Source organism: Streptomyces sp. NPDC046379, assembly GCF_055587785.1.
The window spans coordinates 478240-503820 of record NZ_JBVJFP010000001.1; the positions used below are offsets into that span (position 1 = coordinate 478240).

The window sequence follows — 25581 nt, forward strand, 5'->3', positions numbered from 1 at the left end:
CTCATCCCCGGTGGCCCCGCCCCCGACTCCCCCCGCTCCTCCGGGGGTTCGCCGAAGAGTACCCCCGCCCGCCGCCGGACCTCCTCCGCCGGCGTCTGCCGCTGACCGCCCCGCAGCCGCCCCGCAGGTCGGCTCCGTCGGCCCGGACGACGATGCGAGACCCGACCGCCGGACATCCGCTCCTCGGGAATCCGCCCACCAGTCGCCCGCGTCCCGGGCACTCGCCCCTCGGGCACCGGGCCGTCGGACACCGTGCCTTCGGACACCGGCCCCTCGGACGCTCCCGCTCCCCCTCTGGACACCCGCCCTCTGGAGACCCGCCCGCCGGGCACCCTGCCCCCGGGCGTCCGCCCATCGGACACCCTGCCGTCGGAACCCCGCCGCCGCCCCGGTCCACTGGTGACGGAAGCCGCTCGTGTGCGTGATCGAAGTGCCATGCCCCGAGGATGGGACACCGGACCACTCCCGCGATGATCTTGCTCAATCCCCGGGGACAACCGGCCGCTTGTGGAAAACCCCGTCCCCCGTACGTGTGACAGTCATGCGCAGCACGGTCGTCCGCCGTCGGTCATGCGCAGCACGGTCGTCCGCCGTCGGTCATGCGCATCACGGTGGTCCGCCTCCGCTCAGCGCAGCACAGTCGTCCGCCGTCGGTCAGCGCAGCACGGTCGCACGACGGTCACCGCGGCGAGACCACGACTCCCAGCAACCCGGGCCCCGTATGCGCCCCGATCACCGCTCCCACCTCGCTCACGTGCAGATCGGCCAGCCCCGGCACCCGCGCCCGCAGCCGGTCCGCCAGCGCGGCGGCGCGGTCGGCCGCGGCGAGATGGTGGACCGCGATGTCGACGGGCGTGCCGCCCGCCCGGTCGGCGGCGATCTCCTCCAGCCGGGCGATGGCCTTCGACGCCGTCCGCACCTTCTCCAGCGGCTCGATGCGGCCCCCGTCCAGCTGGAGCAGCGGCTTCACCGCCAGCGCGGAGCCGAACAGGGCCTGCGCGGCCCCGATCCGGCCTCCGCGGCGCAGATAGTCCAGGGTGTCGACGTAGAAGTAGGCGGCGGTGCCCGCGGCCCGTTTCTCCGCCGCGGTGACCGCCTCGTCCACCGTGCCGCCCGACTCCGCCGCCTCGGCCGCGGCGAGGGCGCAGAAGCCGAGGGCCATCGCGATCATGCCGGTGTCCACGACCCGTACGGGGACCGGCGCCTCGCGGGCGGCGAGGACCGCGGCGTCGTAGGTGCCGGAGAGGTCGGCGGACAGGTGCAGGGAGACGATGCCGGTCGCGCCGGACTCGGCGACCTTGCGGTAGGTGTCCGCGAACAACTGGGGGCTGGGGCGCGAGGTGGTGACGGAGCGTCGCTTCTGGAGCGCCAGGGCCAGGGAGCGGGTCGAGATCTCGGTGCCCTCTTCCAGCGCTCGGTCGCCGAGGACGACGGTCAGCGGTACCGCGGTGATGCCGTGGCGCTCCATCGTCCTCGGCGGCAGGTAGGCCGTTGAATCGGTGACGATCGCGACATGGCGGGACATGAGCTGGAGGTTACCTGGCGTAGCGCCCGGAAGGCAGCCCAGCCCTCACGGCGACGCGGACACCGGGTTCAGGTCGTGCTCTCGGGCCTCGGCTTCTTCTGCCAGGGGTAGGCGGGACGCGGCGCGGACGGCGCGATCGCGGGCCGTGTCGGCTCCTCGGCCCGGCGAGAGGGCTGCCCCTCGGCGGCCGGGGCCGGCGACTCGGGCCACGGCGGCGGGACGGCCCCCGCGTCAGTGGACCGGCCGTCAGCGGACCGGCCGTCAGCAGGCCGGCCATCGGCGAACCGGGCATCCGTGGACCCACTCGGCTCCGTCGTCCAGTGGCGCAGAGCGCCGGTCTCCACGTCGATCTGGGCGCTCAGCAGGTCCAGTTCGTCCTCGGCGAAGCGGCCGGCCCGGTCGCGGGCGGCCCAGCGCAGCGAGTCGGCCGAGTGCGTGATGCGCTCGGTGCGTTCGCGCAGTGCGGGCAGGCGCTCGGCGAGGGTGGAGCGGTCGGGCTCGGACTCCAGACGGCGCAGTTCGTCGTCCAGTTCGTGGCCGTGGGCGCTGAGTCGCTGGAAGAGGGCGAGCGACTCCTTGAGGGACTCGTCCTCCGCGGCGCCCGCGCGCAGCGCCTCCTGCGTGGCCCGCATGGATGTGCGCAGCTTCAGCCGCAGCTGGGCCAGTTCACCGGCCGGACCGGGCTGGGCGAGGGACTTGGCGCGCAGGGTGTGGTCCTCGACGGTGCGCCTGGCCTGCGTGATCGTGCGGTCCACGCCGCGCCTGGCGGCGCCGACCACCTTCACCGTGGCATAGGCACCGAGCCCCAGGAGCAGCACGAAGAGCAGGACGACCACGGCGATGACTGCTTCCACGATGCTCCTCCTCGACGGCCGCGGCCCGTCTCGCGCCGCGTCTTCAACGGTAAACGCAAAGGGCAGGTCCGGAGTTCCGGAAGAACCCCGAACCTGCCCCCACGCACGTCCCGAAGCCTCCCCTAGGGGACGCCACACGACGCGGCGACGGACACCGGACGTGACGAGCGCCGGACAGCGACGACCGCCGGGCAGCGACGAACACCAGGCGACAGCAAGAACGCCGGGCAGTGACGAACGCTAGGCGGTGACGATGTTCACCAGCTTCGGCGCCCGCACGATCACCTTCCGGATCGCCGCCCCGTCCAGCGCCGCGACGACCTTCTCGTCGGCCAGCGCGACCTTCTCCAGTTCCTCCTCGGAGATGGCCGGCGACACCTCCAGCCGCGCCTTGACCTTGCCCTTGACCTGCACGACGCAGGTCACGGTCTCGTCGACCGCATAGGCCGGGTCGGCCACCGGGAAGTCCTGGTGCACGACCGACTCCTGGTGCCCCAGTCGGCGCCACAGCTCCTCGGCGATGTGCGGGGCCAGCGGCGCGACCATCAGCACCAGGGCCTCGGCGACGGACCTCGACACCGGACCGCCGGTCTTGGTCAGGTGGTTGTTCAGCTCGGTGACCTTGGCGATGGCGGTGTTGAACCGCATGCCCTCCAGGTCGCCGCGCACCCCGTCGATCGCCTTGTGCAGGGCGCGCAGGGTGGCCTCGTCGGGCTCGGCGTCCACGACGGTCACCTCGCCGGTGGCCTCGTCGACGATGTTGCGCCACAGCCGCTGCAGCAGCCGGAACTGGCCCACCACCGCGCGCGTGTCCCACGGCCGGGAGACGTCCAGGGGGCCCATGGCCATCTCGTACAGGCGCAGCGTGTCCGCGCCGTACTCGGCGCAGATCTCGTCGGGCGTGACGGCGTTCTTCAGGGACTTGCCCATCTTGCCCAGCAGCCGGGAGACCTTCTCGCCCTGGTAGTAGTAGCCGCCGTCGCGCTCCTCCACCTCGGCGGCCGGCACGGCGATGCCGCGGCCGTCGCGGTAGACGTAGGCCTGGATCATGCCCTGGTTGAACAGCTTGTGGAACGGCTCGGCCGACGAAATGTGCCCCAGGTCGTACAGCACCTTGGACCAGAAGCGGGCGTACAGCAGGTGCAGCACGGCGTGTTCGGCGCCGCCGACGTACAGGTCGACGCCGCCGTGGGGCTGTCCCTCGCGCGGACCCATCCAGTACTGCTCGATCTCCGGGTCGACCAGCCGGTCGCTGTTGCGCGGGTCCAGGTAGCGCAGCTCGTACCAGCAGGAGCCGGCCCAGTTGGGCATGGTGTTGGTCTCGCGGCGGTACTTCTTCGGGCCGTCGCCCAGGTCCAGGGTGACGTTGACCCAGTCCTCGTTGCGCGACAGCGGCGTCTCGGGCTGGGTGTCGGCGTCGTCCGGGTCGAAGGTGCGCGGCGAGTAGTCCTCGACCTCGGGCAGCTCCAGCGGCAGCATCGACTCGGGCAGGGCGTGGGCGACGCCGTCCTCGTCGTAGACGATCGGGAAGGGCTCTCCCCAGTAGCGCTGGCGGCTGAACAGCCAGTCGCGCAGCCGGAAGTTGACGGTGCCCTCGCCGATGCCGGACTGCTCCAGCCACTCGGTGATCCGGGCCTTGGCCTCGGCGACGCCCAGACCGTCCAGGGAGACGCCCTCGCCCGAGGAGTTGACGATCCTCGCGTCGTAGGAGGCGAAGGCGTCCTCCCAGGCGGCGGTGTCGGTGCCGCGGCCGTCGGTGGGCTCGACCACGCAGACGATCGGCAGCTCGAAGGCGCGCGCGAACTCGAAGTCGCGTGCGTCGTGTGCCGGTACGGCCATGATCGCGCCGGTGCCGTAGCCCATCAGGACGTAGTCGGCGATGAAGACGGGGACCTTGCTGCCGTTGACCGGGTTGGTGGCGTACGCGCCGGTGAAGACGCCGGTCTTGTCCTTCGCCTCGGCCTGGCGCTCGACGTCGGACTTGGCGGCGGCCTGCGCGCGGTAGGCGGCGACGGCCTCGGCCGGGGTGGCGTGGCCGCCGGTCCACACCTCGTGGGTGCCCTCCGGCCAGGCGTCCGCGGTGAACTTCTCGACCAGCGGGTGCTCGGGCGCCAGCACCATGTAGGTCGCGCCGAACAGGGTGTCGGGACGGGTGGTGAAGACGGTGATCCTCTCGCCGTCGATCGGGAAGTCGACGCGGGCGCCCTCGGAGCGGCCGATCCAGTTGCGCTGCTGCAGCTTGATGGCCTCGGGCCAGTCCAGGGCGTCCAGGTCGTCCAGCAGCCGGTCGGCGTAGGCGGTGATGCGCATGTTCCACTGGCGCAGCTTGGCCTTGAAGACGGGGAAGTTGCCGCGCTCGGAGCGACCGTCGGCGGTGACCTCCTCGTTGGCCAGCACGGTGCCCAGCCCGGGGCACCAGTTGACGGGCGCGTCGGAGGCGTAGGCCAGCCGGTACTCGCCCAGCACCTCGGCGCGCTCGGCGGCGCTCAGCGCGCTCCAGGAACGGCCGCCGGGGACGGGACGCTCACCGGACTCGAACTGGGCGACCAGCTCGGAGATCGGGCGGGCCCTGCGCGCCTCGTCGTCGTACCAGGAGTTGAAGATCTGCAGGAAGATCCACTGGGTCCACTTGTAGTACTCCGGGTCGATCGTGGCGAACGACCGGCGCTTGTCGTGGCCCAGGCCCAGCCGGCGCAGCTGGGCCTTCATGTTCTCCATGTTGGCCTCGGTGGACACGCGCGGGTGCGTGCCGGTCTGCACGGCGTACTGCTCGGCGGGCAGGCCGAAGGCGTCGAAGCCCAGGGTGTGCAGGACGTTGTGGCCGGTCATGCGCTGGAACCGGGCGAAGACGTCGGTGGCGATGTAGCCCAGCGGGTGGCCGACGTGCAGGCCCGCACCCGAGGGGTACGGGAACATGTCCATGATGAACTTCTTGGGCCGGGCGACCAGCTCCGGGTCGCCCGCCAGGTCGCCCTTGGGGTTCGGCGCCGCGTAGGTGCCCTCGGCGTCCCAGACGTCCTGCCAGCGTGCCTCGATGTCGGCCGCCAGGGCGGCCGTGTAGCGGTGCGGCGCCGCCTCCGCCTGTGCGGCGGCAGCGGCGGGGTTCGTCTCGCTCATGTCCTCAAAGCTCCATCGATCGTCTCTGCCTGCGGCTGCGACTTTCCGGAAATGAAAAATCCCCTCGCACAGGAGGGGACGCCGCGCCGATTCCGGCCACACGACTCATCGGTGGCCGGGACTGATCAGCGCGGCTCGCTAAGCAGAAGGCGTACGGCACGCATGGCGTCAGGGTACCGCAGCCCTCGACGGGGCCGCGACGACGTTCCGTCCACCGAACACCGTGCGACGTTCACTCTGGTTACTTCGCGTAACAGTCGCTAAGGGTCAAGACTCCAAGTGGATCATCGTTTGATAACAACGCAATAACTCAAACCTCCTACCCGCGGGTATGGCGCGACCTAGAGTGCGGCCCGGGACCGCTACACCGAACTGCTCGGAGTGCCCCATGAACCCACTCAAACCGCCGATCCCGCCGAATCCGCCGATCCCGGCGAACCGGCTGAACCCGCCGAGCCCTCTCAGCCCGTCGCACTCACGCGGCGCCTCGCGTGCCGCTTTCCGCAGTGCCTCCCGCAGGAGCGGCCGCGCCGCCCTCCCCGCACCCGGCCGCTCGGCCTACGGCGTCGCCACCGCGGTCGCCCTGGTGCTCATCCCCGTGGCCGTTCTGGCCGGCGGCGACGGGTTCCGCGACTTCCTGAACTTCGGCGCGGGCGTCCTGTCGCTGGTCTCCCTGACCTGTTCGGTGGTCTGGGGTCTGGTCGCCCAGGACCGGATCTTCCTCACCGCGCGCCAGCGGCTCGTCGGGCAGGCGGTGCACCGGACCACGGCCGTCGCCTCGATCGCGTTCCTGCTGCTGCACATCACCGTCAAGCTCGCCCTGGACCACGTCGGCCTCGTCGCCGTGGTGATCCCGTTCTCGCTCGGCGTGGCCGGCAGCGCCGGGCTCATCGGCCTCGGCTCGGCGGCCGGACTGCTCATGGTCTTCGTCGGCCTCACCGGCGCCCTGCGCAGCGCCTTCGCCTCCCCGGCCCCGATCGCGGCACGCTGGCGGGCGATGCACGCGCTGGCCTACCCGGCCTGGTGCGCCGCCCTGCTCCACGGCCTGTTCGCGGGCCGCGAGGCGGACACGGTCTTCGTGGTGCTGTACCTGCTGTGCGTGGCCGGCGTCGCCGCCGCCCTCGCCCTGCGCGCGGCGCCCCGCCCGGTCAAGCGCCGGGTCGCCGTCCTGATCACCGCGTTCCTCGGCTCCCCGGACGGGCAGGGCCGCGACGAACTCGGCGAGAGCGGCGCGCGGACGGCGTCCGGGACCGCACCGCCCGGCCAGGGCTCCGCGCTGCCGGGCCACGAGCGCCCCCTGCCCGGCTACGAACGGGCGACGGCCCCCGACCCCGCCGGCCGCCCCTCCCCCGCCGAGCCCGCCGGCGGCTTCGCAGCCGCCTACCGCGCCGTCTCCCGCTCGTCCCGCCCGCCCCGCGCCTCCCGCGCCTCCCGGCGCGCCCACACCTCCGACGCCGACCTCCAGCCCACCAAGCCCCTCCCCCGCACGGACGCCGGCGCCTCCGCCGCCTGGCCCGTTCCGTCCCCGCTCCCGGTCGGCGAGGCGCCCCCGTCGGCGTACGACCCCCTCCAGGACACCGGACACACCATCCCGGCCTACGGCGATCCGGGCTTCGTCGGCCACGCCGGAAGTGATCCGCGCGACACCGTTGAGTCGAACACCCTCCACGGCACGTATCACCCGGACGACATGGACAACAGCGGTCCCACCACTGCTGCACCCCCCGGCGCCTCCTACGATCCCCACGACTTCGAGGCGCCGGGTTCGGGCGACCCTTGGACCACGCCTTCCGGAGGCCTGAAGTGAACGAGGCTCTGCCCGACGTACCCGAAGTCCGCGTGGTCGGGCTTCCCCAGCTCACGTCGGGTTTCGACCTTGTCGAACGACTGGATCTGCCCATGCACCTGAAGGTGCACGGGCCGCTCGACCCCATGGCCGGCGAGCAGCTCGCCCGGCTCGCCGAAGGCATCGGCCTCCGGGGCCGCGGCGGCGCGGGCTTCCCCTTCCACAAGAAGCTGCGCGCGGTCGCCGAATCGGCGATCGGGCGCGGCGTCCGGCCGGTGGTCGTCGTCAACGGCAGCGAGGACGAACCGGCCTGCCGCAAGGACACGGTCCTCATCAACCGTGCCCCGCACCTGATCCTGGACGGCGCGCTGCTGTGCGCCGAGGCTCTCGGGGCGCGGCGGCTGGTGATCGGCGTGACCCGGGAGTCGACCCAGCGCTCCATGGAGGCCGCGCTCGCCGAACGCGGCCTCGGCGACGGACGCAGATCGGCGCTGCGCGCACGCGTGCAGCGCAACCCGGTCCGCATGGTCACCGGCGCCGCCGCCTCGCTGATCCGTTCGATCGACGGCGGCCCGGCGATCCCGCCGGGCCGCAAGATCAGCGCGTCGAGGAGCGGCGTCGGCGGGGCCCCCACCCTGCTGTCGAACGCCGAGACCTTCGCCCAGCTGGCCGTCGCCGCCCGCATCGGCCCCGAGCGCTACGGCAACACCGGCCTGTACGACGAGCCGGGCACCGTCATGCTGACCGTCTCCGGCGCGGTGGCCCGCCCGATGGTGATCGAGGTCCCCACGGGCGTGCCGCTGCGCTACGTCCTCCAGCTGGCCGGCGCCCCACCGGTGCCGCAGGGCGTGCTGACCGGCGGCTACCACGGCAAGTGGATCGACACGGCGACGGCCGGCGAGGCGGTGGTCTCCCGCAACTCGCTGGACGCGGTGGGCGGTTCGCTGGGCGCGGGCGCGATCCTGCCGATCGGCCAGGACACATGCCCGCTGGGCGAGTCGCTTCGGGTGGCGCAATGGCTGGCGGAGGAGAGCGCGGGCCAGTGCGGCCCCTGCTACCTCGGTCTGCCGGCCGCCGCGCGGGGTTTGGCGGACGTCCTGAACGGTGGCGGTCCGGCCGCCCTGGAGGCGCTCAGGCAGGTCGCCGGGAACGTCAAGCGGCGCGGCGCGTGCTCCCACCCCGACGGCTCGGCCATGTTCCTGGAGTCGACCGTCGAGGCGTTCACCGACGACCTCGCGGCGCACGTCCTGGGCAACGGCTGCGGACGCCCGGTGCAGGGCGTGCTGCCGCTCTTCGCGGGCGGCGGGACCCCGACGGGCGTCCCGGGCGGCGAGGCCGGGGACGGCGGGCCGAGCCGGCAGAGAATTCACGTCGACTGGACGCTGTGCCGGGGGCACGGACTGTGCGCCGACATCCTCCCGGAGGTCTTCGAGCTGGGCGCCGACGGCTTTCCGACGGTCGCCCAGGCGTCCGTGCCCCGGTACGCGGAGGCGAAGGCGCTGCGTGCGGTGCGCCGCTGCCCGGCGCTGGCCCTGCGCATCGAGGAGGAGGCCCCGTCCCGACCGCCGGCCCGCAGCAATCTGCCGGTGCTGTCACAGGGTCGCGAGCGGGGGCGGCGGGCGCTGGGCCGCTGACGCCGTATCCACCGGGAAGAGCGGGAAAGAAGAAGATCCCGCCAGGTCTCTCGACCCGGCGGGATCTTTCATTGTGGAGCTAAGGAGAATTGAACTCCTGACCTCCTGCATGCCATGCAGGCGCTCTACCAACTGAGCTATAGCCCCTCGCGTTGGCCGCCGGTCTCCCTGGCGGCGACGCCAACATTACACGGTCCACCGGGTGCAGTACCAAATCGTTTCCGCTTGCGACCCGTTCGCACCCAATGCCCGTTTACGACACCGTCACGCCGTCACGCCGTCACGCCGTCACGCCGTCACGAACGAGTAGAACCGCTTGAGGGTGCAGTGCTCCTCCAGGAGCCGGCCGTAGATCGGCTCGCCCTCCAGCTCGCGGTACGTCTCGATCGGGTCGCCTTTTATGATCAGCGCCCGCGCGCACTCCTCGCACCAGTACTGGTAGTCGGGGTTCACCGGTTCCATGTCGCGGACGATCGGCGTACCGCTGCCGCACCAGTCGCACTTCCGCCTGTGGGCACCCATCGTTCAGCTCCAGCTGTGGCCGCAGGCCGTGCACACGTAGGAGATCCCGCCGTTGTCGCCGAGGACCTGGGCGACATGGGCGGAACCGCAGGAAGGGCAGCTGAGCCGGGTGACCGTGTCCCGTGTCAACGCCGCTCCGCCGAGGAGGTGGCCGACCTCCTCGAGGATGCTCGCAGGCATCGCTACTCCCTCCCGTCGGGCCGCGTCCCCTTCCGGCCGTTTGATTCTGCCACGGCCGGGCCGACTCGGCGTCTCCTCCGAGGGATACGCCTGCCGGGGGCGGCCGGCTCAAGACCACGACGAAAAATCCCGCCCCCTCAAGGGGACGGGATTGATCCGCGGAGCTGTGGAGCTAAGGAGAATTGAACTCCTGACCTCCTGCATGCCATGCAGGCGCTCTACCAACTGAGCTATAGCCCCGAGTGTTCCTCCCGCTCGGCGGGCGAACAAGAAGAACTTTAGCCTGTGACCTGCCGGAAAGTGAAATCGGTTCAGTCGTCGTCGCCGAGGACCGGCTCCGGCAGGGTTCCGGCGTTGTGCTCCAGCAGCCGCCAGCCGCGGGCGCCCTCGCCGAGGACGGACCAGCAGCAGTTGGTGAGGCCGCCGAAGCCCTCCCAGTGACGGGCCTCCAGGCCGAGCAGCCGGCCGATGGTGGTGCGGATCGTGCCGCCGTGGCTGACGACGACGAGGGTGCCGTCGTCGGGCAGTTTCTCGGCGTGCCGGAGCACCACCGGGGCGGCGCGGTCGGCGACCTCGGTCTCCAGTTCGCCGCCGCCGCGGCGGACCGGCTCGCCGCGCTTCCACGCGGCGTACTCCGCGCCGTGCCGGGCGATGATCTCGTCGTGCGTCAGGCCCTGCCAGACGCCCGCGTAGGTCTCCCGCAGGCCCTCGTCGGTGGCGACCTCCAGGCCGGTGAGCGCGGCCAGCTCGGCGGCCGTGTCGACGGCCCGTCGCAGGTCGGAGGCGACGATCGCGTCCGGTCGCAGCGAGGCGAGCAGCCGGGCGGCGCGGCGGGCCTGGGCGACGCCGGTCTCGGTGAGCGGGACGTCGGTGGTGCCCTGGAAGCGGCGCTCCACGTTCCACGACGTCTGGCCGTGCCGCCACAGGATGATCCGGCGCCCGCGGCCGGGCCGGCCGCCGGTCACCTCACCGGTCGCGGTCACCGCCAGTCCCCGTCCGTGCCGGAGGCCTCCTCCGCGGCCTGCAGCTTGGCGTGCTCCTCGGCCTTGCCCCGGGTGGCCTTGGCGTCCTCGGGAAGCTCCAGCTCGGGGCAGTCCTTCCACAGCCGCTCCAGGGCGTAGAAGACGCGCTCCTCGCTGTGCTGGACGTGGACGACGATGTCGACGTAGTCGAGCAGGATCCAGCGGGCCTCACGGTCGCCCTCGCGGCGAACCGGCTTGGCGCCGAGCTCCTTCTGGAGCCGCTCCTCGATCTCGTCGACGATCGACTTGACCTGGCGGTCGTTGGGCGCGGAGGCCAGCAGGAAGGCGTCGGTGATCGACAGGACGTCGCTCACGTCGTAGGCGATGACGTCGTGCGCGAGCTTGTCGGCGGCCGCCTGGGCGGCGGTGGTGATGAGGGCGAGAGAACGGTCGGTCGCGGTCACTGCAAGGCTTTCCGTCGGCGGTCGTGGTACCTCAAGGGTCTCACGGACCGCCGACGGTCCCAGCTCGTCCGCGGGGATCGCGAAGATCCGGGATCGCGGGACCGGGCCCGGCGCCGGCGCCTGCGGTTCACTGCGCCACGGTCGGCTCGTAGTCCTGGCCGAGCACGACCGAGACGTTCGCGTTGGCCGAGACCTCGCCCTCGGCGACCGCGTCGGCGGGCAGGCCCAGCGTCTTGGCGACCTCGGCGGCGTTCTCCTTGTGGGCGGCGTCGGCGTAGGTGACCTTGGAGGCGGCCTGCGCCGAGCCCTCGCTGCCGGCTTCCAGGAAGGTGAAGCCGCCGTTGAGGAGGACCACGCGGGCCTTCTCGGTGTTGTCCTTCTCACCGCTGGCGTTGCGGACCGAGACGCGGACGGCGGCGCCCTGGTCGGGGCTCTTGGCGGTGCCGCCGAGGATGTCCTTGACGACGCTGTCGCTCGCCTGGGCGGTGAGGGTGCCGTCGTCCTGGACGGGCAGCAGCGCGGTCTCGTGGTCGCCGCTCTTGGCCAGGTCGGACAGGTCGGCGAGGAACGCGCCGAGGTCCTTGTCGGTGAGCGACGGGTCGAGGATCTGGGCCAGCGTCTGCACGGTGACCGTCGCGGCCTGCGGGTCGGAGGACAGCTTGCGCAGCACCCCGTGCAGGACCTGCCCGAACCGCTCCAGCTGGGCGTTCTGGTCCTCGCCGGAGGCACGGTGGGTGGCGTAGGCGACGGCCATCTTGCCGCTCAGGGTCTGCTTCTCGCCCTTTCTGACCAGGGGGGCCTGCCCCTTCTTCGCGGCGGCCGGGTCGGGGACGTCGGCGTCGGTGTCGATCTCGATGTTGCCGACCAGGTCCACGAGGTTCTGCAGGTACGGGGTGTCCAGCCGCCAGGTGCCCTGGATGGAGGTGCCGAGGACCGTGTCCAGGGCCTCGCGGGTGCCGGAGGAGCCGTCGTCCTCGACCGACTCGGCCAGCGTCGTCGTGGAGCCATCGTCACCGGTGAGGGCGAGGGCGTTGGGCAGCAGGACGGTGGTGCCCCGGCCGGCGGTGGTGTTGTCGACCAGCAGGGCGGTGGAGGTGCCGCCCTTCTTGGTGTCGTGCAGGTGGACGACGATCACGTCGCGCTTCTGGGCGCCCGCGGCCGTGACGCCGCCGGCCTTCGCGTCCCCGGCGGACAGGCCGGGGAGCTTCCCGGCGTACCAGAGGTAGCCGACGCCGCCGACCGCGACCAGGGCGAGGACGGTGACCAGGGCGATCAGCCGGCCGCGCGCCCGGCGGCGGGCCTCCTCGCGGCGCTCGGTGCGGTTCTCGGTGAACTTCAGCCAGTCGATGACGTCCTCGGAGTCCCCGTCGGGGTCCTCGACGAACGCGAACTGCTCGGTGCGGTAGTCCCGGTCCTCACGGCGCGAAGGCTCCGGCGACTCCCGCCGCTGCTCCGGCTGCTCCTGCCGCGGTTCCGTCCCGGCGTACTCGTACTCGTACTCGGACTCGTGCTCGCGCTCGGCGGGGCGCGCCTGCTGGGGGACGTACGCGGTCTGCTCGGCGGCGCGGGGAGGCTGCTGGGCCCCGGCGGCCGTCTGCGGCTGCTGCCCGTAGGGGCCGTACGGGTCGTAGGGGTCGTACGGCTGCCGCTGCGGCTCGTAGGCCGACGAGGGCTCGTAGGCCGGCGGGACCGGCGCCTGCTGACCGGTCCCGGTCGCGGCGCCGTAGGGGTCGTAGGGCGGCGCGGGCTGCTGGGCGCCCGCGGCGTACGGGTCGTAGCCGTAGTGCTGCTGTCGCTGTCCGTAGGGGTCGTACGCCGGGCTGGGCTGCACCTGCTGGTAGACGGGCCGGCCGTACTCGTCGTAGCCGACCACCTCGTACCGGGCTTCGCCCTCGTACCCCGCGTCGTATCGGTCGTTCACCGGTGCCCCTCTCGGCTCACTCGCCGCGGTACAGCTCTCGTTTGGCGATGTAGCGCACGACTCCGTCCGGCACCAGATACCAGACGGGGTCGCCCTTGGCGACTCTCGCACGGCAGTCCGTGGAGGAGATGGCGAGGGCGGGGACCTCGACCAGTGAGACGCCGCCCTTGGGCAGGCCCGCGTCGGTCAGCGTGTGGCCGGGCCGGGTCACCCCGATGAAGTGGGCCAGCGAGAACAGTTCCTCGGAGTCCCGCCAGGTCAGGATCTGGGCGAGGGCGTCGGCGCCGGTGATGAAGAAGAGGTCCGTGTCCGGGTTGAGCCGGCGCAGGTCGCGCAGGGTGTCCACGGTGTAGGTGGGGCCGCCGCGGTCGATGTCGATGCGGCTGACCGAGAACTGCGGGTTCTCGGCGGTCGCGATGACCGTCATCAGATAACGGTCCTCGGCCGGGGACACCGCGCGGTGGGACTTCTGCCACGGCTGGCCGGTGGGCACGAACACCACCTCGTCCAGCCGGAACTCGGCGGCGACCTCGCTGGCCGCCACCAGGTGCCCGTGGTGGATCGGGTCGAACGTGCCGCCCATCACTCCCAGGCGGCGCCTGCCGCCCGCGCGGTCGTGCGCCGGACCGGTGGGCATGTGCTGCTCTCCCATGCCTGCGACCCTACCGGCCCGGCCCGTTCGCCCTGTCGGCCGGAGTCAGCGGTCGCGGTTGAAGAGGGTGGTGATCCACAGCAGCACCATCAGCGCGAGGAAGGCGCCGCCGCCGGTGACGTAGGGGTTGAGGCTCTCGTGGTTGCCGCCGTGCTTCTCGCCCTCGGAGGCGAGGGTGACCAACTGGGCAGCGGCGCTGTGGAAGCTCATCTTCGGCAGGACCTATCGCGTGTGGGCGGGACAGAGACGTCGGCTCATCGTATGCGGGCGGCCCGACGGGGATCACCCCGACTCCCGCCGTCGCGCAACCTTCCGGGTCCCCAGGTCGTCCTTCCGCCTAGGCTGGGCTTCGGCGACGTCATGGAGAGCGCCCAGCGGCACGGGGCGGACCGCCCCGTCACGGCACACCGACGCACATGGGGGAAGACATGTCCGACGACGGCCACCAGCAGGGCGGGCACGGAAGCGTGCCGAGCAGGCAGCGCAGGCGCTTCCCCGGGATCTCCTCGCGCGCGTACGAACATCCGGCGGACCGCTCCGCCCTGGTCGCCCTGCGCAAGCTGAGCGGCTTCGACACGGCCTTCAAGGCGCTCAGCGGGCTGCTGCCCGAGCGGAGTCTGAGGCTGCTGTTCCTGTCCGACTCGGTGCGCGTCTCCGACCGGCAGTTCGCCCACCTGAACGACATGCTGCGCGACGCCTGTTACATCCTGGACCTGGAGAAGGTCCCGCCGATGTACGTCAACCAGGACCCGCAGCCCAACGCCATGTGCATCGGCCTGGACGAGCCGATCATCGTCGTCACGACCGGCCTGGTCGAACTGCTCGACGAGGAGGAGATGCGGGCGGTGATCGGCCACGAGGTCGGCCACGCCCTGTCCGGGCACTCGGTGTACCGCACCGTCCTGCTGTTCCTGACCAACCTCGCGCTGCGGGTGGCCTGGATCCCGCTGGGGAACGTCGCGGTGATGGCGATCGTGACCGCGCTGCGCGAGTGGTTCCGCAAGTCGGAGCTGTCCGCGGACCGCGCCGGGCTGCTGGTCGGCCAGGACCTCCATGCCTCGATGCGCGGCCTGATGAAGCTGGCCGGCGGCAACCACCTGCACGAGATGAACGTGGACGCGTTCCTGGAGCAGGCCGAGGAGTACGAGGCGGGCGGCGACCTGCGGGACTCCGTGCTGAAGATCCTCAACGTGCTGCCGCGCAGCCACCCCTTCGCCACGGTCCGCGCGGCCGAGCTGAAGAAGTGGTCCGAGTCCCGCGACTACCAGCGGATCATGGACGGCCACTACCCGCGGCGCAGCGAGGACAAGGACACGTCGGTGACCGACTCGTTCCGCGAGTCGGCGGCGAGCTACGCCGGCGAGGTGCGCGGCTCCAAGGACCCGCTGATGAAGCTGGTCAACGACATCGCGGGCGGCGCCGGGGACCTGGGCAGCCGGGTGCGACGCGGGTTCGGCGGGTTCACCGGGTCGGCCGGCCGCGAGGCGAACGGCTCCCCGGGCGGTTCGACGGGCGGCTCCCCGGACGACTCCGCCGGCGGCTCCACGAAGACCGAGCCGCCGCGCGATCCGCAGTAGGACCACCGGGCGCGCGTCTGTTCGAACGGGGCGGGCCCCCGGGCCGCCCGGACACTCGGGCCGTTCAGACCTTCGGCTGGGCGCTGTCGGCGAGCGAGCCGCACAGCGCCGCCGCGCCGTGCGTGGCGTACGGGTCGGTGCCGGCCGGGCCGCCCTTCTCGGCCGTCCGGCCGGCCAGCAGCGGGTGCAGATGGCCGGCCGAGTCCTCGGCGCAGGACAGCGGCCCGGCCTGGACGTAGGAGCCGACCAGCCGGGTCTGGTGCCGGCGCAGGTCCTCCCGGTCGAAGCGGAACTGCAGCTCGCGCCGGACGGTGAACAGCGACGCCTCCGCCCGGGAGCGGTCGGCGGGCCGCAGCGCGTAGACGAACGTGTGGTCCGTTGTGACCTCGAGGGTGCCGGAGTCGATCTCGGCGACGTGCATGCTGCCCTGGGCGCGGATGCCGCGGTCGGCCAGCTGGGTCTCCTTCGGGTCGAAGCGGACGACCCAGCCGGTCGGGGCGTGCCGGCCGTCGGCGACGGGCTGCTCGAAGCTGCGGTCGAACTGGTGGAGCTGGTCGGCGTCGAGCAGCACCCGCACGGGCCTGACCTGGCCGCCGGTGAGCACCTCGGGGTTGAGCGAGGAGCGGACGAGGTAGTTCTTGGCGGTGGTCAGGGCGCCGAGGACCTGACTGTCGGAGAAGTTCGCGGTGCGCCGGGCGGCGGGCAGCGGGATGCCCTCGGCGCCGACCCGGAACTGCGCGGCCGGGCTGGCGGCGTACAGCCGTTCGGGGTCGGCGGCGCCGGGTACCCGGTCCTGCGGGGCGAGCGGGATGACCGTCATCCGCAGGGGTTCGGCGGAGCGGCCGGCCGCCGGGTTCTGGTACGGGTGGCGTACGCCCATGTAGACGGCGGCGCCGAAGGCGAGGGCGATCAGCACGACCAGGACCGTCAGCTGGCGGGACAGCCCCCGGCGCAGGGGGGTGCGGCTGCGGACGGCGGGCGCGTGGTCGGTGATGCGCTCCTGCGCGGAGAACTCCTGGAGCCGGGCAGCGCGGACGAACGACTCGTCGAACACGACGGATCGGTATTCGTCGTCCCCACCGGGGACGCCGTCCGGTGTCCTCTCGGGGGGTTCGCCAGGGCCGCCCATGTCTTCAGAGTAGGTCGCCCGGGACCCCGGTAAACGCCCCGTTCTGCGACAACTTCTGACGCGAAATCACCGGTCGTCACGGAGTGTGCGGGACCGCCGAGGGGAGCAGGGGCGCCTTGCCGCCCCCGCCCTGTTCGAGGCCGGTCGAGGCGGGTGGGGGCGCCTGCTCGGGGCGGGACGAGGAGCCGCCCCGGTAGACCGCGGCGAAGGCCAGCGCGACCATGCCGACGCCCATCACCACGGCGAGCACCCAGGCGACCGGCCGGTGCCAGCGCACCTGTCTGCCGTACGGGCCCCCGCCGAAGCCGTCCGGATCGTCGAAGTCGTCCCGGAGTGGATCATGGCCGAAACGGTCGTCGTCGTATCCGTCGTCGTACCGCTCGCCTCCGGCGTGAGCACGGCGGGCCTCCGTCTCGGAGGCCTCGGCTCTGGCCTGGGCCGCGGCCAGGAGGCGTTCGACGGCGGTCGGCTCGTGCACCACGGCCGCTCGCACGAAGGCCTCGTCGAAGACCACGGAGGCGAACTCTTCGTCCGACACCCCGCGGTCGTGGTCGTCGTCGGGCTCCCAGCCGTCAGGGAACGGCGTACCCCCCACGTCCTCCGGCACGCAGTCCAGAGTAGACCTGAGGGGTCAATTTGGGCAGACGGTACGGAAATTCATCCACCTGACGAGACGGGTTCCGGCCGCCGCGGGCCGTCCCCCGCGGTGTCAGCGCCGTACGTGTCCGTCGCCGGTGACGATGTACTTGGTGCTGGTCAGCTCCGGCAGGCCCATGGGGCCGCGGGCGTGCAGCTTCTGGGTGGAGATGCCGATCTCCGCGCCGAAGCCGAACTGGCCGCCGTCCGTGAACCGGGTCGAGGCGTTCACCGCGACGGTGGTGGAGTCGACGAGCTGGGTGAACCGGCGGGCGGCCTGCTGCGAGGTGGTCACGATCGCCTCGGTGTGGCCGGAGGTCCACAGCCGGATGTGCTCCACGGCCTTGTCGAGCGAGTCCACGACCGCGGCGGCGATGTCGTACGACAGGTACTCGGTCTCCCAGTCCTCCGGAGTGGCCTCCACGACGGTCGCCCGGGAGTCCTTGGCGTACGCCATCACCCGCTCGTCGGCGTGCACGGTCACCCCGGCCTCCGCGAGGGCGTCCAGGGCGCGGGGCAGGAACTCGGCGGCGATGTCCTGGTGGACCAGGAGGGTCTCGGCGGCGTTGCAGACGCTGACGCGCTGCGCCTTGGAGTTGATCAGGATCTCGACGGCCGTGTCGATGTCCGCCTGGGCGTCGACGTAGACGTGGCAGTTGCCGGTGCCGGTCTCGATCACCGGGACGGTGGACTCGTTGACGACCGTCCGGATCAGCGAGGCGCCGCCGCGCGGGATGAGCACGTCGACCAGGCCGCGGGCGCGCATCAGCTCGCGCACGCTGTCGCGGCTCTCGCCGGGCACCAGCTGCACGGCGTCGGCGGGCAGCCCGGCCCCGCCGACGGCGTCGCGCAGGACCCGGACCAGCGCGGTGTTCGACTCGTAGGCCGAGGCCGAGCCGCGCAGCAGCACGGCGTTGCCGGACTTCAGGCAGAGGGCGGCGGCGTCCACGGTGACGTTGGGGCGGGCCTCGTAGATGATCCCGACGACGCCGAGCGGGACGCGGACCTGGCGCAGGTCGATGCCGTTGGGGAGGGTGGAGCCGCGCACCACCTCGCCGACCGGGTCGGGCAGCGCGACGACGTCCCGGACGTCCCCGGCGATGGCACGCACCCGCTCGGGGGTGAGGGTGAGCCGGTCCACGATGGCCTCGCTGGTGCCGGCCTCGCGGGCCTTGGCGACGTCCTTGGCGTTGGCCTCGACGATCTCGCTCGTGCGGACCTCCAGCGCGTCCGCGATGGCGAGCAGCGCGTCGTCCTTCACGGACCGCGGGAGCGGGGCGAGGTCGGCGGCCGCGGCCTTGGCCCGGTAGGCGGCCTGGGTGACCGGGGTCATCGAGTCGTACGGCGAGAGCGTGGTCATGAGGGCAGGGTAGTGCGCCGGACCGGCCGGTTCACGGGGCATCCCAAACCCCGAGACACCCTTGCGCATCGGACAAGACGGTGAAGGACGGTGAAACGGGTCAGAACGGGTGGACGCCGACCGGGGTGGCGGGCGGGTGGCCGTAGCCCTCGGAGACGCGCTGGTGGTAGGTGGCGCGGTCGATGACCTCCAGGCCGACGATCTCCCAGGGCGGCAGTCCGGCGCTCTGCCGGTGCTCGCCCCACAGGCGCAGCGCGACGGCGGCGGCGTCGTGCAGGTCGCGGGCCTCCTCCCAGTACCGGATCTCCGCGTGGTCGTCGGCGTATCTGCTGGTCAGCAGGAAGGGGTGGTCGTGGGCGAGCTGTTCCAGGGCGCGGCGGACCTCGGTCAGCGGGGCGCTCTCGCCGGAGACGCTGAGGGTGACGTGCCACAGGCGGGGAAGGTCGGCGGGCTCCTCGCCGGTGAAGCGGTCGCCGGCGGCGACGCTGGTGAGGGCGCGTTCCTCGCCGGGCGCTCGGGAGCCGGCCGCCCGGGAGGTCCCGCCGCTGCCGGCTCCGCCGCGGGACGCCGGCCCGGGGCGCACTCGTCTCACGACGGCCTCCTTTACACACGGGTACACGGATGCACGGTCGCTCGTGCGGGGCGTGCCTGTGAGACAAAGTTGAGCAGGCCGCAAGGGCTCGCGGGGCGGTTTTGCGGAACGTCCACCTAGGGCGGGTGCTTTTCGCGGGGCGTTCCCCCCGTTTTCGGCCGGTGTACGGAGTGGGGCGGCCGAGCGGGGGCAGGGCCGGCCGCGCGGTCAGTCCGGGAGGAGGACCAGGTCGTCGCGGTGGACGACCTCGCGCTCGTAGCCGGGGCCGAGTTCACGGGCCAGGTCGTGCGTGGAGCGGCCGATCAGGAGGGGGATCTCCTTGGCGTCGAAGTTGACGAGGCCACGGGCCACCGCGCGCCCGGTGGCGTCGCGCAGTTCGACGGGGTCGCCCGCGCTGAACTCGCCCTCGACGGCGGCGATCCCGGCCGGCAGCAGCGACTTGCGGCGCTCGACCACGGCTCGTACGGCGCCGTCGTCCAGGGTGAGCGAGCCCTGCGGCGCGGAGGCGTGCTGGAGCCACAGCAGGCGGTCGGCCGAGCGCTTGCCGGTGGCGTGGAAGTAGGTGCCGGTGTCCTGGCCGGTGAGCGCGTCGGCCGCGTGGACGGCGCTGGTCAGCACGACGGGGATGCCCGCGGCGGCGGCGATGCCGGCGGCCTCGACCTTGGTGACCATGCCGCCGGTGCCGACGCCGGCCTTGCCGGTGCTGCCGATCTCGACGTGCGCGAGGTCGGCCGGGCCGCGCACCTCGGCGATCCGGGAGGTGCCGGGCCTGCTCGGGTCGCCGTCGTAGACGCCGTCCACGTCGGAGAGCAGGACCAGCAGGTCGGCGCGGACGAGGTGGGCGACGAGCGCGGCGAGGCGGTCGTTGTCGCCGAAGCGGATCTCGTCGGTGGCGACGGTGTCGTTCTCGTTGACGACCGGGAGCGCCCCCATCGCCAGGAGCTTGTCGAGGGTGCGGGAGGCGTTGCGGTGGTGGGCACGGCGGCTCATGTCGTCGGAGGTGAGCAGGATCTGGCCGACGCGGATGCCGTAGCGGGCGAAGGATGCGGTGTAACGGGCGACGAGCAGGCCCTGACCGACGCTGGCGGCGGCCTGCTGACGGGCGAGATCCTTGGGGCGGCGGCGCAGTCCGAGGGGGGCCAGCCCCGCGGCGATGGCGCCGGAGGAGACCAGCACGATCTCCCTCTCGCCCCCGCTGCGCACCTTGGCCAGGACGTCCACCAGGGCATCGACGCGGTCGGCGTCGAGTCCGCCCGAGGCGGTGGTCAGCGAGGAGGAGCCCACCTTGACGACGATCCTGCGGGCCTCGCGCACGGCCTGCCTTGCCCCTGCCACCTTGCGTTCCGTCCCCTCGTGAGCGTCGGCTGCCCCTGCTGCGAATCTACGCGAAGGGGGGCGGGGGCCGCGCATCGGTCCGAGCTGCGGACAGAGCCGGTGATCACACCCTCACGATCCGAAAACGCGGAAAAGGTTGTACAGTTCACCTGTAGAAATTAAAAGTCCCGTAAACTTAAGTTGAATCCTGTGTCGTCAATTGCCCGCCCCACCAGGCGCATCCTTCTCCGTTCGGGGAAGAGCCCGTTCGACGTCTACTCACTGGAGGAAGCCCTCCACCGGGACGTCATCGGCACCAACTCCGGCAACCTGATCTTCAGCGACGCCGCTCACAAGATCCTCGAGACGCCGCGCACCCAGGTCGTCTCCAACGGCATCAGCACGGATGTGAATGCCGCGGCCCGGATCAACGCGGAGTACGACGCCTTCGTCATCCCGCTGGCCAACGCCTTCCGCCCGAGCTTCGAGACCTCACTGAACCGGCTGACGCAGCTGATCGGCAAGCTGAAGATCCCGGTTGTGGTGCTGGGCACGGGCGCGCAGGCCGGTCTCGACTACAACGCCGAGCGGCTCAGGCCGATCGAGCCCAGTGTGAAGGCGTTCATCTCGGCGGTGCTGGACCGCAGCGCCTCCATCGGCGTGCGCGGCGAGTTCACCGAGCAGTACGTGAAGGACCTGGGCTTCCGGGACGTCGAGGTCATCGGCTGCCCGTCGATGTTCATGTGGGGCAAGGAGCTGAACGTCGAGAAGCGAGTGCCCGCGCTGACCCGGGACTCGCGCGTCGCGGTCAACGGCTCGCACAACGCGGTGCGCTCGCAGGGACTTGACGCGATCATCCGGCGCAACCACGTGCGCTACCCCCACCTGCGCTTCGTCGCGCAGAACCTCAGCGACGCCCTGCAGATGCACTGGCGGGACCTGTCCGGCCCGAACGCCGCGGTGACCGGGATGCCCTCGCATCCGGACCACCCGATGTTCAAGGAGGACAAGGTCCGCATCTACGTCGACCCGGTCACCTGGATCGACGACCTCCGGGAGTTCGACTACTCGTTCGGCTCCCGCATCCACGGCAACATCGCGGCCCTCCTGGCGGGCACGCCGGCGACCGTGCTGACCTCGGACTCGCGGACGCTGGAGCTGTGCCGCTACTTCCAGATCCCGCACCGCCGGATCGACTCGGTCGACAAGGACCTGGACCCGGCGCAGCTGTATGAGGAGGCGGACTTCGGTCCGATGGTGAGCGGCCACCAGGAGCGCTTCGAGCGGTTCACGGACTTCCTCACGAAGAACGGCCTGGAGAACACGTTCACGCACGGCGACGGCGGCGCTGCCTTCGAGGCGCGGCTGCGGGCGCTGGACTTCCCGGCGGGCGTGCGCCCCTGGAACGAGCCGGACATCGAGTCGGTGACCTCGCGGTTCGGTTTTCTGAACGGCCGGCTCGCCGCGCTGGACGCGGACAACACGCGGCTGCGGCGGGAGCTGGCGAAGGCGCGCGGCGGCGCGAGGACAGCGCAGACCAAGGCACCCGCCACCAAGGCGGTGGCCGCGCCCGACGCGGCCAAGGCCCGGGGGTCGGCGGCGAAGCCGAAGCCGTCCGTCTACCGCCGCGCCCGCCGCGTGGTGGGCGCCCCCCTGCGCAAGGCCCTCCAGAACCGGGGCTGACGACGACGCCACCGACGCCCGCCCCCTCGCCCCACGGCGAGGAGGCGGGCGTCTTGGCATGTCCGGGGCCGTCTTCCGGCCCGTCGGCTCAGGGCCTTCGAACCGCGCCCAGCAGCCGGCGGGCCTTGCGCAGGGCGCGGCGGGGCAGGGAGAGGCTTTCCCGGTAGCCGGGGTAAGCGCGCGCTTCGGCGGGCGGGGCCTGGTAGAGCCAGTCGGGGAGCCCGGGGCCCGGGGCGCGGAAGTGCGGGTAGGCCAGGTAGAGGCGGCGGCCCCGGGCCTCCAGGACCGGGTCCGGTTTCCGCTTGCCGCGGGTGAACTCCAGGATGTCGATCAGCAGGTCGGGGCGCTGCTCGGCCACCAGGTGGAGACGGAGGCGTTCCTCGACGCGCAGGCGGCGGGCCACGCCCTCGTGCCAGTGCTCGTCCATCAGCGGCTTGGCCAACTCCAGCTTGTGGCGGCGTACCTGGTCGCTGTCCTTGAGGAACTTCGGCCCGAACTGCGGGAGCAGGGTCACCGTGAACGGCCGCACCATGAGGCTGTCGCGGCGCTCCCCCGGCGGCACGAACTCCGCGATCAGCCGCATCAGGGCGCGCGCGGAGTCGAACCGCAGGGTGTAGCCGCCGGTCTTGGTCACCTGTTTGCCGTCGCTGCGGCCCACCAGGTAGTAGCAGGTGTAGTCGGCGATCACCGTCACCCCGTCGGCCCGCAGGTAGGCCTCCATCGTGAACAGCGCGTCCTCGCCGGTCCACAGCGACTCGTCGAACCGCATCCCGTGCCGCTCCAGCAGCGACCGCCGGAACAGCTTCTGCGCGCTCAGGGTGAACTTGATGTTGGAGGAGTACACGTCGGTACGGTCCAGGTTCCGGCCCCACATCGACTTGGGCGCCGTCCGGTTCACCCCCTGCACCCGCCCCACGACGACGTCGGTGCGGTTGCGGTCGGCCGCCGCGACCATCCGCTCCAGCGCCTCTTCCCCCAGCCGGTCGTCGGCGTCGAGGAAGAAGACGTACCGCCCCGTCGCCTTGCCCAGACCGACGTTGCGCGGGCCGCTGGGGCCGCCGGAGTTCCGCTGCCGGACGACGGTGACCGGCATGGCCGCGCGGGCGGCGAACTCCTCCAGGCACTCCCCCGTGCCGTCGGTGGAGCCGTCGTCGACCGCGATGACCTCGACGCGCTCGGGACCGATGGTCTGCGCCTCGACCGAGGCCAGGCATTCGACCAGGTACGGCATCGCCTCGTACGCCCCGATGATCACACTGACATCAGGCTGCGTCACGGAATCATTCCCCCCTAGTCAACGGGAGTTTCCCCCAGTATCCATTTTTCGCTACCTGCAAGACGGTGATCGGCAACGGCGGGTTGCCCCCACCGGCATGCGGGGTGACCGGGGTCACACCCCCCGTAACGGCGACGGCCCCGGAGGAGAACGCCGTCGTTCTCCTCCGGGGCCGGGTCCGGTGCTGCGGGCGGTGCCGGGCCGGTGCCGCGGGCCGGTCAGCCCGCCGTCACGCCCTCCTCGCCGTCGTCCGCCGGCGACGCCCCCTGACCGGGCAGCACCTGCGCCAGTTGCTCGGCGTCCTCCGGCTCGACCTCCTCCACGGGCCCCCCGATCACGGCCCGCGCCTCCTGACCCAGGTTGCGTATCTCGGCCTTGCGGGCCAGCTGGGCCACCGCGGTGTTGAACTGGTCGATCGACGCCGGCTCGTCCGGGCCGAGCAGATACCGCTTCAGCTCCCCCCGCTCGCCCGCCAGCGGGTCCGCCGCCGGGTCGCGTACGGCGTCCAGCAGCCCGCCCAGCTCGGCCGCGTCGTTGCCGAGGATCACCGCGGCGCGCACCGCGGTGTTCTGCCGCTTGAACTCCTCCGCGCCCAGCTCGGCCGAGTCCGTGACCGCGTACGGCTTGCCGCTCGCGATGAAGTCGGAGACCACGCTGGAGATGTCGGAGACCATCGCGTCGGAGACGTTGAAGCAGTCGTACAGACGCGGCTCGGCGCCCGTGATCACCCGGTGCTCCCAGCTCGGCACCGAGCGCCAGTAGGCGTCGTTCCACTCGGCGCGCAGCCGGGCGATCTCCTCGTGCCGGGCGGCGTCGACCAGCCCGTCGCGGGTCGCCTCGGCCTCGTCGCGCTTGTCGCCGCCGCGGCCGGCCAGCTCGGCGAGCCGGGCCTCGACGCGGGCCAGCTCCTGCTCGGCGCGCGCCCGGGCGGCTGCGTCGACGGTGAAGCGCGGGTCGGCGGCGCGCTCGGCGGCGGCCTGCCGCACCAGCGCGGTGATCCGCTGGTGGGCGGCCTTGGCCTGCGGGCTGCGGGTGCCGGTGAAGGGGTGCGGCTTGTACAGCACGCGCACCGGAGGCTCGGCGGCGACCAGCTTCCTCACGATGTTCTCGCCGGCCAGCAGGATCGAGGTGTTGCCGGGGTTGTCGTCCCAGCCCTCCCAGGTCGGCGCGTACAGCACGGTCGGCATGCGGTCGTCCGGCACGCCCCGCCAGGGCTGGATCGGCGCGAGCTGGGGGCGGCCGACCTCGACGATGTCGTCGTCGCGGACGCCGACGTCGGCGATGGCGTAGCGGTCGCGGCCCGCCCGGCCGGCGGTCCACACCTCGTCGTACACCTTGCTGAACGGGTTGACGCTGGCCAGCTTGTCGCTGTCGCCGTGGCCGATGAAGACGTGCTTCATGGTCGGCACGCGCAGCAGGTGGATGTTCTTGCCGACGTTCGCCGCGTACAGCGCGACCCGGACCGTGGACAGGTCCATGTTCATCAGGTGCACGCCGCCGGGGACGCAGATGACGGGGACCGTGCTGGGGGCGAGGTTCTGCAGGATGACGCGTTCGCGCAGGATGACCAGCGGGCGGCTCTCCAGCTGCTCCATGGTCTCCAGCCACATGTTGACCTGGTAGGCGGAGTCCTTGGAGCCGGAGAAGTACAGCACCGTCTCCGGCCGGTACTCGCGCAGCCAGTCGTCGACGGCGGCCAGCACCCGCTCGGCGTTCGGCGGGATGCGCCGGCCGCGCACGTACGGCACGAGCGCGACGACGTAACCGCAGCCCAGCACCAGCGTGACCACGACGCCGGCGAAGCCCGCGGCGGCCGACTCGGTGGCCGCGGCGACCAGCACGCCCACCACGGCGGCGAGGTCGAGGTGGAGCATCTTCTCCGCGGAGCGGTGCAGCAGGAAGCGCGGCGGGGCGTCCGGGATGCGGATGCGCGAGGCCAGGTCGACGTTGCGGGCGGCGACCGGCATCCGGCGGCGGTTGCGGATCAGGGTGACCAGGGCGCCGTGCGGGGCCTGCAGGCCGTAGAAGGCGATGAAGCAGGCGACCGCGCCGTAGAAGAGCAGGTCGTCCGAGAGGGAGAGCCGGGCGAGCAGCAGGATCAGGAGCAGCTGCCGGATCAGGAAGCGGATCGACAGACCGGCGCGGACCTTGCTGAGCCGGTTGATCAGATAGCTGCCCCTGCGGTGCAGATAGTGGTCCGCCAGGTACGTCACTGCGGCCGCGGCCGCGAAGGCGGGGACGCTCGGGACGAGCGCGGCCAGCATGAGGCAGGGGAAGCCCAGCATCATGAGGGCCGCCGCGGCCAGCTCGGCCGCGCTGCCCACCCGGGCGACGCGTATAGCGGTGGAAATCACGGAAGAAACCTGCTCTGGGAGAGAGTGCCGGTTTTGTTCTGGA

General features: G+C 72.1%; 21 protein-coding genes and 2 tRNA genes. 4 read left to right on the top strand and 19 right to left on the bottom strand.

Translation table 11 applies throughout. The annotated features are described in order from the left end of the window. Positions 1–679: 679 nt before the first annotated feature. The 3 genes from ACZ6KF_RS02175 to leuS form a co-directional block, all read right to left on the bottom strand. Positions 680–1525 (bottom strand): DegV family protein, encoded by an 846-nt coding sequence (locus ACZ6KF_RS02175; protein WP_356627742.1) that lies wholly within the window; start codon positions 1523–1525, stop codon positions 680–682. 68 nt (positions 1526–1593) lie between these two features. After that, a complete protein-coding gene (locus tag ACZ6KF_RS02180) occupies positions 1594–2379 on the bottom strand; it encodes a hypothetical protein (protein ID WP_469236863.1) in 786 nt (261 codons plus the stop codon). Positions 2380–2619: 240 nt separating this feature from the next. Further along, the gene (gene leuS, locus ACZ6KF_RS02185; RefSeq protein WP_469236865.1) at positions 2620–5496 is read right to left on the bottom strand and encodes a leucine--tRNA ligase; all 2877 of its coding nucleotides are present in this window, start codon (positions 5494–5496) and stop codon (positions 2620–2622) included. Positions 5497–5884: 388 nt separating this feature from the next. On the opposite strand from leuS, the gene ACZ6KF_RS02190 reads away from it, so the two are divergent. Both ACZ6KF_RS02190 and ACZ6KF_RS02195 read left to right on the top strand, forming a co-directional pair. Next, positions 5885–7303 (top strand): cytochrome b/b6 domain-containing protein, encoded by a 1419-nt coding sequence (locus ACZ6KF_RS02190; protein WP_469236869.1) that lies wholly within the window; start codon positions 5885–5887, stop codon positions 7301–7303. Continuing rightward, entirely contained in the window at positions 7300–8916 is a 1617-nt protein-coding gene (locus tag ACZ6KF_RS02195; protein ID WP_469236870.1) for an NADH-ubiquinone oxidoreductase-F iron-sulfur binding region domain-containing protein, read from the top strand. The genes ACZ6KF_RS02190 and ACZ6KF_RS02195 overlap by 4 nt, the downstream gene beginning before the upstream one ends. Before the next feature lie 74 nt (positions 8917–8990). On the opposite strand, the gene ACZ6KF_RS02200 is transcribed toward ACZ6KF_RS02195, so the two are convergent. From ACZ6KF_RS02200 to ACZ6KF_RS02240, 9 genes are all read right to left on the bottom strand, one after another. Then, positions 8991–9063: transfer RNA gene (locus ACZ6KF_RS02200), tRNA-Ala, on the bottom strand. A 141-nt stretch (positions 9064–9204) separates the two neighbouring features. Beyond that, the gene (locus tag ACZ6KF_RS02205; RefSeq protein WP_003976229.1) at positions 9205–9438 is read right to left on the bottom strand and encodes a hypothetical protein; all 234 of its coding nucleotides are present in this window, start codon (positions 9436–9438) and stop codon (positions 9205–9207) included. A 3-nt stretch (positions 9439–9441) separates the two neighbouring features. Then, positions 9442–9618, bottom strand: a complete 177-nt coding sequence (locus ACZ6KF_RS02210) for a hypothetical protein (protein WP_356627747.1) — start codon at positions 9616–9618, stop codon at positions 9442–9444. 167 nt (positions 9619–9785) lie between these two features. Then, a tRNA-Ala gene (locus tag ACZ6KF_RS02215) sits at positions 9786–9858 on the bottom strand. 71 nt (positions 9859–9929) lie between these two features. Next, on the bottom strand, positions 9930–10601 hold the full coding sequence (locus ACZ6KF_RS02220; RefSeq protein ID WP_469158533.1) for a histidine phosphatase family protein: 672 nt from the start codon (positions 10599–10601) through the stop codon (positions 9930–9932). Then, a complete protein-coding gene (gene rsfS, locus ACZ6KF_RS02225; protein ID WP_356627748.1) occupies positions 10598–11044 on the bottom strand; it encodes a ribosome silencing factor in 447 nt (148 codons plus the stop codon). Before rsfS ends, ACZ6KF_RS02220 begins: the two co-directional genes overlap by 4 nt. A 127-nt stretch (positions 11045–11171) precedes the next feature. Further along, on the bottom strand, positions 11172–12965 hold the full coding sequence (locus ACZ6KF_RS02230; RefSeq protein ID WP_469236874.1) for an LCP family protein: 1794 nt from the start codon (positions 12963–12965) through the stop codon (positions 11172–11174). Positions 12966–12981: 16 nt separating this feature from the next. Next, positions 12982–13617, bottom strand: a complete 636-nt coding sequence (gene nadD / locus ACZ6KF_RS02235; RefSeq protein ID WP_356627750.1) for a nicotinate-nucleotide adenylyltransferase — start codon at positions 13615–13617, stop codon at positions 12982–12984. Between the two features lie 45 nt (positions 13618–13662). Then, entirely contained in the window at positions 13663–13827 is a 165-nt protein-coding gene (locus ACZ6KF_RS02240) for a hypothetical protein (protein ID WP_356627751.1), read from the bottom strand. 218 nt (positions 13828–14045) lie between these two features. Here ACZ6KF_RS02240 and ACZ6KF_RS02245 point away from each other — a divergent pair, with 218 nt between their 5' ends. Next, the gene (locus ACZ6KF_RS02245; RefSeq protein WP_356627771.1) at positions 14046–15194 is read left to right on the top strand and encodes a M48 family metallopeptidase; all 1149 of its coding nucleotides are present in this window, start codon (positions 14046–14048) and stop codon (positions 15192–15194) included. 64 nt (positions 15195–15258) lie between these two features. On the opposite strand, the gene ACZ6KF_RS02250 is transcribed toward ACZ6KF_RS02245, so the two are convergent. The 5 genes from ACZ6KF_RS02250 to proB all read right to left on the bottom strand — a co-directional run bounded on the left by ACZ6KF_RS02250 (position 15259) and on the right by proB (position 20246). Continuing rightward, positions 15259–16323, bottom strand: a complete 1065-nt coding sequence (locus tag ACZ6KF_RS02250; RefSeq protein WP_469236876.1) for an SCO2583 family membrane protein — start codon at positions 16321–16323, stop codon at positions 15259–15261. Between the two features lie 76 nt (positions 16324–16399). Further along, complete coding sequence (locus ACZ6KF_RS02255) at positions 16400–16930, bottom strand: SCO2584 family spore wall biosynthesis protein (RefSeq protein WP_469236879.1); 531 nt, start codon at positions 16928–16930, stop codon at positions 16400–16402. Between the two features lie 102 nt (positions 16931–17032). Next, complete coding sequence (locus tag ACZ6KF_RS02260) at positions 17033–18319, bottom strand: glutamate-5-semialdehyde dehydrogenase (protein WP_356627754.1); 1287 nt, start codon at positions 18317–18319, stop codon at positions 17033–17035. A 100-nt stretch (positions 18320–18419) separates the two neighbouring features. Next, positions 18420–18911, bottom strand: a complete 492-nt coding sequence (locus ACZ6KF_RS02265) for a hypothetical protein (protein ID WP_356627755.1) — start codon at positions 18909–18911, stop codon at positions 18420–18422. A 207-nt stretch (positions 18912–19118) separates the two neighbouring features. Then, positions 19119–20246, bottom strand: a complete 1128-nt coding sequence (gene proB, locus ACZ6KF_RS02270; RefSeq protein ID WP_356627756.1) for a glutamate 5-kinase — start codon at positions 20244–20246, stop codon at positions 19119–19121. A gap of 189 nt (positions 20247–20435) precedes the next feature. On the opposite strand from proB, the gene ACZ6KF_RS02275 reads away from it, so the two are divergent. Further along, positions 20436–21908 (top strand): polysaccharide pyruvyl transferase family protein, encoded by a 1473-nt coding sequence (locus ACZ6KF_RS02275; RefSeq protein WP_469158528.1) that lies wholly within the window; start codon positions 20436–20438, stop codon positions 21906–21908. Between the two features lie 88 nt (positions 21909–21996). Here the strand turns inward: ACZ6KF_RS02275 and ACZ6KF_RS02280 are convergent, their stop codons facing one another. Both ACZ6KF_RS02280 and ACZ6KF_RS02285 read right to left on the bottom strand, forming a co-directional pair. Beyond that, positions 21997–23184 (bottom strand): glycosyltransferase family 2 protein, encoded by a 1188-nt coding sequence (locus ACZ6KF_RS02280; protein WP_469236884.1) that lies wholly within the window; start codon positions 23182–23184, stop codon positions 21997–21999. 218 nt (positions 23185–23402) lie between these two features. Next, complete coding sequence (locus tag ACZ6KF_RS02285) at positions 23403–25508, bottom strand: hypothetical protein (RefSeq protein WP_356627772.1); 2106 nt, start codon at positions 25506–25508, stop codon at positions 23403–23405. Between the last annotated feature and the right edge of the window lie 73 nt (positions 25509–25581).